Source organism: Halorubellus litoreus (genome assembly GCF_037081675.1).
In the GTDB taxonomy this organism is placed as follows: Archaea; Halobacteriota; Halobacteria; order Halobacteriales; family Natrialbaceae; genus Halorubellus; species Halorubellus litoreus.
This window is the reverse complement of record NZ_JAZAQL010000002.1, coordinates 847,097-861,297: the sequence shown is the minus strand read 5'-3', so window position 1 is coordinate 861,297 and position 14,201 is coordinate 847,097. Positions and strand designations below refer to the sequence as shown.

13 protein-coding genes are annotated in these 14,201 nt (G+C 54.6%); 9 read left to right on the top strand and 4 right to left on the bottom strand.

Annotated elements, in window-relative coordinates:
* Positions 1-214 precede the first annotated feature (214 nt).
* Entirely contained in the window at positions 215-1,081 is an 867-nt protein-coding gene (locus tag VYJ16_RS11525) for an alpha/beta fold hydrolase (RefSeq protein WP_336350451.1), read from the top strand.
* 123 nt (positions 1,082-1,204) lie between these two features.
* Here VYJ16_RS11525 and VYJ16_RS11520 read toward each other — a convergent pair whose 3' ends face one another.
* The gene (locus VYJ16_RS11520) at positions 1,205-2,260 is read right to left on the bottom strand and encodes a PDDEXK family nuclease (RefSeq protein WP_336350450.1); all 1,056 of its coding nucleotides are present in this window, start codon (positions 2,258-2,260) and stop codon (positions 1,205-1,207) included.
* 310 nt (positions 2,261-2,570) lie between these two features.
* A complete protein-coding gene (locus VYJ16_RS11515; protein ID WP_336350449.1) occupies positions 2,571-3,089 on the bottom strand; it encodes a hypothetical protein in 519 nt (172 codons plus the stop codon).
* Between the two features lie 750 nt (positions 3,090-3,839).
* Here VYJ16_RS11515 and VYJ16_RS11510 point away from each other — a divergent pair.
* From VYJ16_RS11510 to VYJ16_RS11500, 3 genes are all read left to right on the top strand, one after another.
* Complete coding sequence (locus tag VYJ16_RS11510; protein WP_336350448.1) at positions 3,840-4,199, top strand: DUF5805 domain-containing protein; 360 nt, start codon at positions 3,840-3,842, stop codon at positions 4,197-4,199.
* A complete protein-coding gene (locus tag VYJ16_RS11505; RefSeq protein WP_336350447.1) occupies positions 4,189-5,223 on the top strand; it encodes a tyrosine-type recombinase/integrase in 1,035 nt (344 codons plus the stop codon). Before VYJ16_RS11510 ends, VYJ16_RS11505 begins: the two co-directional genes overlap by 11 nt.
* 737 nt (positions 5,224-5,960) lie before the next feature.
* Positions 5,961-6,665: a hypothetical protein gene (locus VYJ16_RS11500; protein ID WP_336350446.1), complete on the top strand. Its 705-nt coding sequence runs from the start codon at positions 5,961-5,963 to the stop codon at positions 6,663-6,665.
* A gap of 6 nt (positions 6,666-6,671) precedes the next feature.
* Here VYJ16_RS11500 and VYJ16_RS11495 read toward each other — a convergent pair whose 3' ends face one another.
* On the bottom strand, positions 6,672-7,832 hold the full coding sequence (locus tag VYJ16_RS11495) for a hypothetical protein (RefSeq protein ID WP_336350445.1): 1,161 nt from the start codon (positions 7,830-7,832) through the stop codon (positions 6,672-6,674).
* On the bottom strand, positions 7,825-9,582 hold the full coding sequence (locus tag VYJ16_RS11490; protein ID WP_336350444.1) for a DEAD/DEAH box helicase: 1,758 nt from the start codon (positions 9,580-9,582) through the stop codon (positions 7,825-7,827). The genes VYJ16_RS11495 and VYJ16_RS11490 overlap by 8 nt, the downstream gene beginning before the upstream one ends.
* A 133-nt stretch (positions 9,583-9,715) precedes the next feature.
* On the opposite strand from VYJ16_RS11490, the gene VYJ16_RS11485 reads away from it, so the two are divergent.
* From VYJ16_RS11485 to VYJ16_RS11465, 5 genes are all read left to right on the top strand, one after another.
* Positions 9,716-10,141, top strand: coding sequence for a hypothetical protein (locus tag VYJ16_RS11485; RefSeq protein ID WP_336350443.1), 426 nt, complete (start codon positions 9,716-9,718; stop codon positions 10,139-10,141).
* A 138-nt stretch (positions 10,142-10,279) separates the two neighbouring features.
* Complete coding sequence (locus VYJ16_RS11480) at positions 10,280-10,651, top strand: hypothetical protein (RefSeq protein WP_336350442.1); 372 nt, start codon at positions 10,280-10,282, stop codon at positions 10,649-10,651.
* 4 nt (positions 10,652-10,655) lie between these two features.
* Positions 10,656-11,318, top strand: coding sequence for a hypothetical protein (locus VYJ16_RS11475; protein ID WP_336350441.1), 663 nt, complete (start codon positions 10,656-10,658; stop codon positions 11,316-11,318).
* A gap of 120 nt (positions 11,319-11,438) precedes the next feature.
* Positions 11,439-12,470: a nucleoid-associated protein gene (locus VYJ16_RS11470; RefSeq protein WP_336350440.1), complete on the top strand. Its 1,032-nt coding sequence runs from the start codon at positions 11,439-11,441 to the stop codon at positions 12,468-12,470.
* An 11-nt stretch (positions 12,471-12,481) separates the two neighbouring features.
* Positions 12,482-14,167, top strand: coding sequence for a hypothetical protein (locus VYJ16_RS11465; RefSeq protein WP_336350439.1), 1,686 nt, complete (start codon positions 12,482-12,484; stop codon positions 14,165-14,167).
* Positions 14,168-14,201 lie beyond the last annotated feature (34 nt).

Below are 14,201 nucleotides of genomic sequence, written 5' to 3'. Positions count from 1 at the left end.
ACGCGTGGACGTGATCAGTGACTGGATTGCCCAGCCATCCACGCGTGGACGACTCGCCGGTTTAATCACATCACCTCACGGGGTCGTTCTCTCGACGACCCACTACCCCTTGGTTCCGCGGAGTAGAGACTATCCCCAGTGCAGAGCCTTGGCCAGTGGCGCCGAACAATGTCATTCCGATGCCATTATACAGGAGTCTGCAGGTGTTGTGACCATGCCGCAGGTGGCGACCAACGGAGTGGAGACGTATTACGAACGAACAGGGGACGGCCCCCCGGTCGTGTTCATCCACGGCCTGGGCTGGGATCACCGCTCGTGGCGCCCACAGATGGCCGCGCTCGAGGACGAGTACGAGCTGATCGCCTACGACTATCGCGGCCATGGAGAGACCGAAGCCTCATCTCTGCGAGATTATTCGATTGAACTCCTCGTGGAAGACCTCCACGTACTACTTGACGAACTGGACGTGGAGCGTCCCATCCTCTGCGGACACTCGTACGGCGGACTGATCGCTGCAGAGTACGCGATTCAGCACCCGGACGACGTTGCTGCCCTCGCCTTCGCCGACGCACGCACGGACATCGGCGAGAACGTGTTCGAGCGAACGATGTTCCGGCTCCAACCGGTTCTCAACCGCATCGAGGATGTTATCGGTCGGGAGCGGTTCCAGAACGCGATGGAGTTCATTGCTGAACGGGTTAAAGACATGGAGCAGGGCCCCGAGGAGGAGGTGCCCGAACTGGGACTCACCCCCTCGGAATACGCGAACGAGGCTATGAGTGATCTATCTACCGACGAACGGTCGAAGCTCATAGCGGCCGGTCAGGACTACGTCGGGACGAGCCCGACCGACTTCCACGTTCCAGTCCTCTACGCGTACGGTGAACTGACGGGAAACGTCATCGCCGACAAGGCCGAGCAGCTAGAACGGGCTCCGACGGACGTCCGCGTCCACGAAGTCGAGGATGCAGGTCACGGCGTGATGCTGGAACAACCCGACCTGTTCACGGAGGTGCTGCGTGACTTCCTCGATGATGTGACTCCTGGGAGTCCAAACGAGAACGGTGATAGTCCCGCTTAAGTTGTGTCAAAGGCTGCCAATTCGAACCATCCAAGGGCTCTAAACGAGAAGTCCTCCTATGCCCGGTCGCTATTGAGAATGCGCGAGCTCAGGTTCTTCTCGTCCGCAGGGTCATCTCCTTGTTCAGGTATCGACGAAGGTCTCGTGACCGATGGTGACGAGATCAGCATAGCGGCCGGCCACTTCATCAAGGAATGCCTCGTCGCGCACGTCAGCTACCGAGTCCACGTCCCAATGAGCTGTGACGATCCGGTACGTGTTCCGTGACTGGTCGACGTGGAACCCCCTTTGTTCAAAACAATCCGTTGCGTCCCGAATGCGGCCCGTCAAGGCCGTCTTGTCGACTTCTTCCAGCTCCAGCCCACGTGAGGTCACGTCGATCGAAAGCCGCACATGACCCTCTTCTAACGGCTTGACGCGGAGCGCGTACCGAACGGCATCTGGGTGTTCAGGATGCTGCGAGTGCATGCGTGGCTCACGATGATCGAAGCCGCCAGGAAACAGTTCTTCGGGTGAGGTGGCGTGGGTTACATCCTTGAACGCAGGGAACGCCCGCGAGACGATTGCCTCGTTGATCTCTGGATAGGTGATGGCATCCTCTTCACGAGGCTGGACGCGTTTCTCGTCATAATCAACGACCGTCGAAGCCACCAGCACCGGTGACGAGTCAGCATCCGTGGAGAGCCGGAACCGTTGTACCTCGACACACTGCAGGTGTAGCCCCTCATCTCGGAGGTATCTGGCATTTGCAGCCGTCCGGTCGGTGATCTCCTCTGCGACGATGACCATCCGCTGGTTCTGATTGAACGTCTCTTGCGGCAGTGTCGTTCGGAAATGACTCTCGAACGCGTCGAGCAGGGAGTCACCATCGAGGCCGTCGGATCCGGGCCAGTCCTTCGCACCAACCTCGGTGGAGTACTCAGTGAAGATGTCATCCAAGTCCTCGTACGTGAGCCAGTGCAGGGCCTGTGCGTACTCCTGTGGCTGGCTCAAAATCGACCCTTCAGACGCACTTCCAGAGCCACTGTCCCCTTTCTTCAGCTCGAAAACCACGACGTTCCCGTACTTATCAATGCCAAGCAAATCAAGCGTGCCGGTATCCACCCCGACCTGCCGTCCAATAATCAGAACGTCCTCTTCCAGTAATAGTGAGGGGACACTGTGAAGCAACTCCTCCAATTTACCCTCCGACTGGAACGGTTCAACTTCGCGTTCTACTGGTTTCTCCCCGCGTACCAATTCAAAAGTGCGCATGGGTAGTGTCCACCATTCCCCGATGTAACTCTGCTGGCCCAGTATTGAGAAGATCTCCAAGGCGACGGGTTTGACGGATTTGTGACGCCACTGAATCCGACCTTTCGGAGGTCAGGGTCGACAGCGTACAGGACTACAACTATTCGTCCGGTCGGTTGTGCATACTAACCGAGGTTGTTGATACCGCGAGAACCCGCATCCGGGGGGTGCCCTGTCTTGGATTTGACCGTGAATATCAAACAGAGCAACGAAGCATTACGGGCTGTTCAATTACGTCTGCAGTCGAATCAAGACAGAGGATCGCTTCAACGTCCTGCCCGTACGTGTCACGCACCTCACCGGAGTTAAAAAGATTGAGCTGCTTTCGTTCGTTTCCCTCGAACTCAACGAAAGAGCGTTGCCATCCTGTCCTCGTTCGGTCGTTGTAGAGGAATAGTTCCTCCTCGGTATCGGGAAGAGAGAGCGTGAACTCGGACAATGTAGTCGGTTCCCGACCGTCATTTTCCAGCACAACTTCGAGCGAATACTTAGTGTCTCGAAGTTCAGTTTCGTCAATCTCGTTGGTCGGAACAATATCTCCGTACGCATTCTGTGCTCGTGGCTCGTATGTCGGCTCATCAATAGAGATAATGTTAAGGCTGGCTTGTTGGGCGCGGTAGTATTGGATTTGATGATAGGCAGTGTAGGCAGCCACACCGGCGGTTAAGACGGTGAGCGCGTCGTTCCAATTCCCTGCGATGAAATCAAGCAGCATGTGATGGTGTATCCTCTTGCGGTGCCTTCAATATATTTCCGGAGACCGAAACAAGCGAAGTGTGGAAGAATGAGATTGGCGAACGAAGCTTCATATTGCTATACCCTCAGAGAATGCTGCTTCAGCGTATTCTGTGTAGAGGTAGTTGATTAGCACTGGAGCAGGACGTCATTGGTTCCAACCTCTCCTTGGATACACTCCGAGCCAGTTCATCACCACACGTATTCGTCCGTGGTCGGTTTGACCCCCCATCTCCAGCGCCTTTTTGAACAGCGCCACTTCTCTCGGCTGGCTCGGCCACATTCGACTACTATGGGTTCGTCTACCTTCTGGAAACACTTCAGCAGGCGAACGACGACGTAAATCTTCTCTGGGCTCCTGTCTCGCGTTTGAGTCCCTAGTCTCATGTACTGGACGTGGACTCTCTTGAGGATTCGATTTACCACGTCTACCACTTGGCCACGTATCCCGGTATCCACGAAATCGGCCGCAGATCCCCCTCTCATGATGTGAGGTTCTATTGGCCGCGGGGTGACCCCGCCCACTTTATACTTGTGCTTTTTCTTATCGTTATATTCGCTATCTGCCCCAAAACTGCTTTCTAAGGCCCAAGGGTATATTCTAGATATGCTAGAAAAGTTATTTGTGCATGGTCGGAGTTGTGGCTAGTGAAGTGAAAGCTGGATATCTACCAAGCGACCGTGACCGAATCGGGCATCTGGAAACTGCTCACGAGAGGTGAACTATACCATGCAAAAAGAATACTCCCCGATAACCATACGGGTCGAACAGCCAAGACGAGATGATTGGGAATCAGACATGGACGATAAGGGCATCGAAAGCCTCGCAGAATATATTCGCGTTATGGTCGAGGCGGGTCGTCACCAATTTGACGATACATCGCCTTTCGAGACTGATGAGCAGCAGTCGCTCAGACAAAAAATCGAGGACGAACTCACGACGGATTCATTCAGGAGCTGGGACGATCTCATGGATCCACTCATAGACCGCCATGCGCAAGAGGTGGAGCGGGTTCTGAGAGGTATGAAAGAGGCAGGCAAAATCGAGCATTCTCCCAGCAGAGGTGGGTGGAAGCTACATGAGCAGTGAAGACGATTATCCCGAGAGTCCGCTCCAGCATTATTTACAAGAGATACTCCCCGGTCGGAATCTCACCCCTAACAGGAATTGGACATATGAAGAAATTGTCAGGAAATTCGAAGATCAAATTCTGATTCCTGAAGGTATCTCTGCTGAAGAGATAGACACCCCTGAAGCGAGGAGGTTTGCAAATAACCTTGAAGATCAACACGAGTCGAACACGGCAGGGTCGTATCTATCTACCCTAAACAAAATCTACGAGTGGATGAGAGATAAGGGGATAATTAATCGGAACCCGTTCCGGATAGTAACTAGGGATCGAGATTTTACAAAGGGCTATCGGCGACGAAGAGATATCTCTGTAAGCGAGATGGGCTCATTTCTCAAGCGGGGGTTCTCAAACCCCCTCTTGCTTGCGGTTTTCACCATGCTTGCCAAGACGGGTATGCGGGTGGGCGAGATCGTGAATCTCGACCTCCGAGACGTGTACCTTGACCACCCGAAAGTCCAGCAGTGCTATCCAGCTCGCCGTACGGAACTGGATGGTCGCCCCGATACAATCTATGTAACAAATGAGATTGACATGGGTACCGAATATCGTAATGAGATCCGCAAAGCTGGCAACAAACGCAAGCGGGTCACATTCTTCCCTATTGATCCGGAGCTCAAACAAATTCTGGTCTACTACCTGAACACGCGTCCCACGGTGGACGTCGTTGAGCGACCGTTCTTTGTAGGACAGGGTGGAATCACCAAGAGGCTCAATCAACGACTAACCCCAGCCACAGTCCAAGGCCAACTCCGAGAACGAGCAAGCGCGGAGGGCTGGAGGGATGGCAAATATAATCCACAGAACGTCACGCCACATTATTTCAGGCATTTCTTCACGACCCACGCAAAACGCAGAATGGACGAGCTGACCGTAAAGTATCTTCGAGGAGATAAGGGAGACGATGTGATGGATCGATATACCCATAATTGGGGCAACGAGGTTCGTAGAGAGTACCTCGCCAACATCTACGAATTATACTAGGTTGTTCGCTCTTTCCTAGGAGCTTGTTGGTGTCAATCCCGTAATTAAGGTCATGTCTGTAGATCAGTTCGTTCAGCCGGTCTCACTCCGGTTCTGGAAAGGTATGTGGTGGAGTACAGCTATAGCAGCTCGCCCGGCTACTCTCTACTTACGATGCTCGACCCACGGATTCGAAGGATTAGGGAATTCCAATAAGAAAGAATATATGATTAACGACAGGAAATTTTTATTAGTAGGGTATAGTATTGAGAGACACCATTTGCGTGCAGCCCAGACAAGTTTTCGTGTATCAACTGTTCGCTGCTGCTGCTATACATGTCGGTCTACATCACGTTCGAGTCTTACCAAGCCAAAGTAATCCGATATCCGGCGCTGGGAGCCGTTCGAAAACCATGATTTGGCTGTCGTCAACAATTAAGACACGCATCCTAACACATGCCCGTTCGATTGCTAGATTATAATACCTGACGGATATCCGTTTATTCTAACACCATATTTCTTATACTAGCACGGATTTGGCCGTGGTACTAGTCGAAAAAGGAGAGGTATACGTGATCGTGTGAACGATATCATATTACGGTTCGTAGGCTCTATAATTGGGGTAGTAGAACGGATTTGGACGACCCAGCCAGCCTCAGTCGTAGCATTGACCGTCAGTCCGTAGGTGTTCTGGGGGATTGTCGAATCGATCGGAGTATCGCCGTATCTTATCAGTGTCCGGATTGAAGGGGCTTGTCATGATTGCCGGGAACGACCAGCTCCGAAAAGATTTAAATGGCAAATTGCAACCGCCGATTGATGTTCTGATTGACCCATCCCTGCTCACTGCCAGCCGCTCACTCAACCGCTTGACAAAATCCACGGTCTTCGCATCGCAGACACAGGCAACCCTCGGCCGGACTCCTACAGAGCCACGTCTTGGCGACCTCCATATCCCGACAACATTCCTAGAGTTGATAGAGGCAGAAAAGCAACCTACCGTACAGAAGACCAATCTGTGGAACTTCTATCGTGGTCAGGCAGAGGCCGCATTCCGCGACGACATCGTCGACCTCATCGACCAGAACAACTTATTGGGCTGGTCTGGCGACGCAGAATTCTCAAACCTCGGTTGGTCGGCTGCTCTTGACGACCCGGCACGGCAAGACCAGTTGGTGAATGTTTTGCAGGAAGAGATATCCTTCCTTCGTTCGGGCGGAATCCTACTCTCGAGGACGCCGGCCTCATTCAACGCATTTAGAGACGCGGGAGTAACGACGATCGACGTCGGCAAAGCGGAGCTTGTGCCAGAGTTAGAGGAGGCCCTGTCCGACATCGGATACAAGGATCCCGCTACAATATGTGGCTTCGCGGTCTCGACTGCCGACTCGACCGTGGACGCGCTGTCTGGGAACGTTCTCAACGAAAGTTGCAATCTCCTGATCTACCGATTCGGGCGATAACGGCCATCACTCGCCGCAGCAATCCAACCCAATCCTACTGTTCCCGTCGAAGGTAAGCGGATTTTCAGTGGTCACTGCCGTCCCACAGTGTTCACAGGTAACCTCCTCCATCACGCCTGCCCCGATCGCGTAGGAGTAGGAGACAGTAGCAGATGCGTCATCCGTTTTCAGCGTGAGGTCGAGGTCACCGCGTTCGTAGGACACCAGGGTTGTCGTGACTGGACGGATTCTGACGGTCAGCGAGTGGCGGTCTCGGATGTCCCGGCGCTTTTCGGGGAAGTCGTTCTCCAACTTCGTGGTTAGTTCCTCGAGCTCAGAGCGTAGGTCATCGAGTTCTGCCTGGAGCTCCTTCCGTTTGCGGAGTGCTTCGACTCGGTCTTTCTGCTCGGACGCGTTATCGATGGTGCTGGTCGCATCCTCGATCCGATGACTCATGTTGTCGATCTCGCCCTCCAATTCGTCGCGTCGTTGCTGGACGAACTTTCGATACTCCTCCAGTTCGACCTTCGCGGCACGCGTTGCCCGTTCCCGTGTTTCGTGAACCACCGGTGCAACCTCGTTCTCGATATTACTCCGAACTGTCCCGAGGGCATTCTTCAGTGCTGTGTCGTCGACGGGACGCCCAGGTGCCAGTTCCCGCTGCTCACCATCCGTTAACTCCAGATAGGTCTCAGCAAGTCCTGGCCGCTCTTCTTCATCGTTGAGGTCAACAGCGAGGGAACGGAGTTCCTCCGTCTGATATTCGCTGACCGTCTCGATTCCGACGTGGAATAACGCACAGAGGGCTTGACGGTCGTAGTAGGGCGTGAACGTTCGATCGACCACGTCAACTGGGCCGGCAGTAATCCAAGCGGGTAGTTCAATTCGCCACTGTTCCTCCGTGAGTTCGAGTGACCCGACCGGTACCCTGTCTGCGGCTTCGTCGAGTAGCCGCTCGACGAACGCACTCTCCGGCGCGATGGCAAGTGCATCGTCGCCGACCTCCTTCGCATCGCTGGCAATCTCCAGTACGGTGTCCTCAAGTTCGAGTTCGGAGTCAACATCGTCAGGCAGCGAAACCGTCCAGCGACGGCCGTCTTTTCGAATCTCGGCGTCGAGAGAGACGAGGTACGCCTCCACGAACCGTTCGACTGCGCGCTCGGTGACGGCCATCGCGGCGTCAGTCATCGCTCGCCCCCAGGTCGAACCCCTCGAAGACGCCACCGTTGAAGTCCTCGATCTTTTCGGCGAGGTCACGCTGCTCTTGCAGGTCGACGGCCATGGCATCGAAGTCGTTCTCGAGTTCGACCTCTGAACCCGCTCCGACCAGCCGCTCGAACACTTCGTCCTCGAAGTTGCGACCCGTCTCCTCCATGCGCGTCAGAATCTCGCTCAGCTCGCCGACGGACTGCTGGAACAAATCGATCTTGTGGTAGAGTCGCTCCAGAACGTACTCTTCGATGGTGTCCTCAAGAGCGATGTTGAACACGTAGACCTCTCGTTCCTGTCCGATGCGATGGATACGGCCGATGCGCTGTTCGACCTTCATCGGGTTCCACGGGAGGTCGAAGTTCACCATCACGTTACAGAACTGGAGGTTGCGTCCCTCGTTCATCGCGTCGGTCGAGACGAGCACACCGCCTTCCTCCTCGAACCGTTCGACGATTTCTTCCTTCTCGTCGCTGGAGTGGCCGCCGTGGAACGCGTGCGTGGTGTAGCCCTCGTCGGAGAGGGTGTCCAAGAGGGACTGCTGGGTGGCCCGGAACTGCGTGAATACGATCACGCGTCCCATGTCCACGCGTTCTCGTGCTTCCTTCGTGATCCGTTGCACCTGTTCCAGCTTGGTCGGCTTCTCGACGGCGTCGACCCACTCTAGGATTTGTTCGAGCTGGTCGGCGTGTGCGGGTCGTCCGTCTTCGACGTCGAGTTGGCGCTCGATGGTCTGTTTCAGCGCAGCAGGACTGCTGACCACCTCCTTCTGGAGCATCATCAGGACGAGCTTCTGCCCTTGGTCTTCGCTGTACGCTGTGCGCACGTAGTCCGTGACGGCCTCGTAGAGGTCTTGCTCTGCTGGCGAGGGTGTGAATGTACGCGTCGTGACGTTACGTGGCGTGAAGTCGATGTCAGTCTCCTCGCGCCGGTTGCGGATCATCACTTCCCGTAGCCGCGTCTGGAGTTCGTTCCGATTGACCAGCGTCTCCTGTGAGGTGTTGACGAAGTAGTTGTGGAAGGCCTCGCGAGTACCGAACAATCCCGGACGGAGTAGTGAGATGATGTTGTAGAGATCCGTGACGTCGTTCTGGATAGGGGTGGCAGTGAGGAAGAACGCGTAGTCGTAGGAGAGTTGCTCGAGAAGCCCGTAGCGGTCGGTGTCCTCGTTCTTCACGTAGTGCGCCTCGTCGAGCACGAGGACGTCCCAGTCGCGAGCGAGGACGGTCGAGCGATGTCGTTCGCTCTTTGCCGTGTCGATGCTCGCGATGATGTGGTCGTGACCGTCGAAGCCGGCGAAGTCGTCGTCGTAGTTGCAGGTGAAGTCGAGACCGAACTTCTCCAGCATTTCGGCCTGCCACTGCTGGGCGAGCTGCGCGGGGGTGAGGATGAGTACAGCGTCGTCGGTGCCACGGTAGTGCATCTCCTTGAGGATCATCCCGACCTCGATGGTCTTGCCCAGGCCGACTTCGTCGGCGAGGAGGGCCTTTCCACCCATCTCGAAGAGGGCGCGATGGGCGGCGTCTACCTGATGTTCGAGGAGCTTGACGTTCTCCTCGTCGAGGTGTGAGAGCGAACGGAGTTCGGAGTCGGGCTGGCCAGCCTGGAGTCGGTTCGCCTGAACGGAAAGGAGATGTTCCACAATGGAAGACGACTCCCCAGCGTCAGCCAGTAACGTATCCTCGTCCTCGTGGCGGAACTCCACCTCCACGAGATTCTCTCTCGACATCTGCTTCCATCATTTCATCGGAGGTGTTTCTGTGTTTCCCCTGGCCGAAGCCCGCCGATTGCGTCGAGTCGAACGGGTTGAGCTGCACTCGTTACTGCCAAATTATATTATCAGTGGGTCAGATATTGTCTTCATGACCGAGGACAGCACTCCCGATGATGTGGCTGACGAGGACGACCTCGATGGGTCGGTCGAGATGGACGAGTTTGAGTTGTATGGGTCGCCGGCGCCGACGTCGAACGGCGTCTCGAATGCCATCGAGAAGCTCGACAGGAGCGAACCAGAACGGTACCTGGTCGAGTGGGCTGGCGAGACGATGGATTACCAGGCAGCCTACGACGTAACGAAGATCGGATTCGGTCGTGGTGGACGTCCGATACTTGAGATCGAGGGACGCCGAGGAGGGGAGTACCTGATCGACTCCAATCCTGCTGGGAAGCCACGCGTGGAGTATCATCCACCGAACGGTAGTCCACAAGAGGAACGGCTGACCATGATCCAGATATACGATACCAAGTTCGAGTGGAAGAACTGGGTCAAGCAGCGCCTCGGCCTCTGAGGTGCTTACAATTCTATATGGTCGAGAACATCGAAACTCGGTGTCCCGAGTGCGGCAAGCAACTGAAGGTGAGTACGCACGACCAAGCGACCGGGTACGACTGCCCGAACTGCGGCTACAGCATCTACTGATTCGAGTATGGTCGAATATCCACCGGGAGAACCACAGGAAGTATGCGCCATCTGCGGCGAACCGTTTGAGGGCTACGACCCTGATTTCGCATCGAACTATGCGAACCTCGTCTGCGACGCGTGCGACGAACGTGCGGTGACGGAGGAGGCTGCTCGGCCCAAGCACGGGAACGAGTATCTCGACCGGGATTCCATCGTCGAGAAGGAAGACGGGACGAATGCGATACGGCTCGACCCTGACGTTGGCGATAATCCCGTCTTCATCGATGGCGAGAAGTGCTGGCGACGATACCGATTCGGCGGATGGATTACGCGTCGCGACGACCACGACTGCAGTTCGATCGAAGAGTTCCACGAGAAGCACAGGGACGACTTCTGAACCGATGACCTCTGAAAAGATTACCTCGACCAGCATCACCGATCACTCCGGGCTTGCGGAGCAGCTCCTTCGGGTCTACGAGAACTTCGCCGACGAGTTCTCTCGCCGTGATGTCCCGGTTCATCTCTCTAACGTCGCTAGAGAAGGGAAATACCTGAAGGGAAAGAAGCTCGGACAGCACCCAGAGCGGTTCGTCGAGCAGTATCTCATCTGGCCGACGCTGGAACTCCTCGACTACGAGTGCTGGGCACAGCCGTATGGCTACCCGAAGTGGGACAAGACGCGTCCGGACTTCGCGATCAAGAACTTCGACTGTGGCCTGGACTGTGCCGTCATCGGCGAGGTGAAGACTCCGAACAAATTCGAATACGGCAAAGAGCAGATGGAGGACTACCTGAAGAGCGACTTGGGGGAAGCCACGGTCGGAATTACTACCGATGGGGTGCGGTGGAATATCGAAGCAAGACCCGAGAAATCTCCTGAACTCCTGGAAGTCGTCGACGTGAACTTCCACGATGTCGTTCGGAAACTCCCCAGCCGACACGAGGAACGGGAGTCGTACCCGAGTCACCGTACTCGACAAGAGATGGAGATGGTTGAGTCACTCGAACGGGAAACAGTTGAGGCGGGCGTCTCTGAGGTACTTACGATGGCTACTGAGAATTAGCTCTCACGGGGCCTGAAATTTTGATCCTTCCGATCTGATGCTTGGTATTTGGGCACCTGAGTGCCCACCAAGGATCCAAGGGAAAACCTATTACCAATCGCGTTAGTTGCACTTTTCAACATGAATTCGGAGATACATTCGATGACCTATTCACCTGTCTCTCCTGATCTCGACAATGCAAATCAATGGAAGGAATCGGTCGGTGGGGACGTCGACGAGGACTTGGAACTCTTCGAACGGTACATCCAACAGGTCGTGGTGAAAACCGACATAGCTGACGTTACGCGTGGCGACTTTGTCACTTCAGATACGGATTCAGAAGAGTGGCTAGAAACGGCGAGAACGACCGATTTTGATGGTTCTCCTGACGATTTTGAGGCAGCATCGAAGGCGCTAGCCGAAGAGTTGAATTCACAGATACACCCTCGAGCAAACGATGGCGTCTTGTTTATCATCCAAGCCACGATTTCTGGAGAGACTCTTCTCGACGATGACGAACACCAGATTGTCTCGATTCTCAAGCTGGATCTAGTTGAGGAACAACGACTGAAACTGGCAGACGATCGAGGTATCGAAGAACTGGACTTGGAGGACATATTCCCTGAACCGAAAGAGCTGCAGAAGGGCCTCATCTATCCGATTGTGCAGTCGGAAGGCTATCGACTTCCTGGCGATGTCAAATTCTATCAGTCCGGCTCTGTCTCTGACTATTTCCACGAGTTCCTCCAATGTGATATAGAGGAGGGCTCTCTGGAGCAGGCGAAGAACGTGTTTGAGGTAGTGAGTGAATTAAAGAAGGAGCATACAGGGCAGAGTGCTGACGGGGCTGATACTTCACGCTTTAGAGACCTGAAAGACCGCACAGACTCGGGTATCGTCGGAATCGATGAAGTGACCGAGGTGGCGAGCGACATCGTCGGTCGGGAAGTTTCACGGGATGAGTTGGCAGATCGCCTTGGGGTGGACAATCCAGATGCTCTCGCCATTGATACAGAGAACCTGCCAAGTACAGTGAAGTACGAGGTCGACAAACAGATACGCGTCCGCTTCCCGTCGACTGCGGAGGACATGGTTGAAAAGGAAGAGAGCGACGATGGGGTAACCGTGACAATACGCGGAACTGAACTCGACACGGAAGTACTAGACAGCTAATGTTGTCTGGCTTGGAATCGTCTATCGACCGACTTCAGGATGACTGGGCAACCGAGGTCGTTGGCCGTCGTCTGAAAATCGAAGACGACATCTCCGCCGAGGCACTCGGCTCAGTCTTCGATACTGTCGAGAATATACGCGAGTTTATTGATGGTCGTAACCTGGTTTTTGAACTCGACCATCAGGCTGGTTCATTCGAGTATCGGGCCCTCTGGGAGACCTCGGGCGACGTAACGATTACCAACAGCTCCGACAATGATGCGGACACTGGTCGGTTATTTAGCCAGGATGATGCTCAGACGGCTATTCAATCTCTTCGCAGCAACTCGGTATCTTCCAGAGCCGACCTTGAGGACTGTATCCGTTCGTTAGTAGAGGCGGGTTCTATCGACTGCCAATTTCAATACGTAGTTGACGGATCGCACATCGACGAGTACGTTCAGAGCCAACTTGACCAAAGTTGCTGTGCAAGCTACTACTTCGAGAAGTCCGACGTAATCAGTGACATTCAGGATTCCTCGTTCGCAGAACTGAAGGATGTCTTCTATTGTGACGAGGGCAAGCGGTTGTTCATCATCCGGAATTTGGATCAGGCGGTTTCAGGCCCCGAGGTGGGTTACTTCCCCCCGGAGCGTCTTGGCGAACCCGATCTGGAGTCTTTCTTCCAGCGGGACTCGTACATCAGCGACCAGTATCAGCGAATTCGCCGGGAATGTGCCATTGACCACTTTGACGACCAGTACCTCCCCCCAGATTACACGAAACTTGACTCCTCTTCCCAGTCCGAGTTCGCAGCCCAACTTCGCTCCCTCTTCCGTCCCTATCGACTAGCTTCTGGGATTCTGGGCGTCTCGAACGTTAGCCGAGTAACGGATGACGGATGGCAAGTTCGAATCAACGGTCGCCGAGTCATAGAATCGGATCTCATTCTGAATAGTGAGGAGGAGGGACTGACGCTCGAGGAAAGTGCTGTAGATGATGGATTAGCAGATGCTGACCAGGAGACTGTCGAGACCTTCATCGAACTTTTCAATTGGATATACAGCTCGCGAACGACCGATCGAATCTCTGTCTTCAGGAATATCGCCACTCTCTACTCGACGACTGTCTCCGGGATGATCACGGAGATCGGTGACATTGGAGAGAGCGTCAGGTCGAACTTCGAGTTCTACATCCGAGACAGCATTGAGGAATTCGTCGAAGTCCAGCAGGACGTCACTGAATACGTCTTCAACACGCATCGAGAGCTTTCTGACATTCGAAGGGGGCTGGCCAACAACCTGAATCGAGACCTGTTTCGAATGGTCGCATACGTGGCAATCACCTGGGCAGGGATAATCTCACAGCTATCGAGCATCACGGCGATTCAAACCGCCCTGACTGCTTCCCTGATCCCTGTAATCGTGTATATCGCCCTGGGGCTTCGAACGGCTTACAGTCTGAGTCAACAGTTCCAGGCCACGGAAGACGGTCGGGAACAATATTATTCGATGTACGAAAACCGAATTGACGAGAACACGTTCAACGGCATCAAAGAGGGCGACGGCAGCGAAGACATGAAGCGGCAGTTCAAGATCGACCTGTGGATTTACTACGTACTGTTCACGGTCATGCTCGGTCTCTGCGCATACGCCATCATAGACCTGACGTGGTTTGAGGGGGCCCTCACTGGAGTAATTGAATCCATCGTGAATTGAGAACCGTCTGCCGGCGCCACTAATCAATCACCAC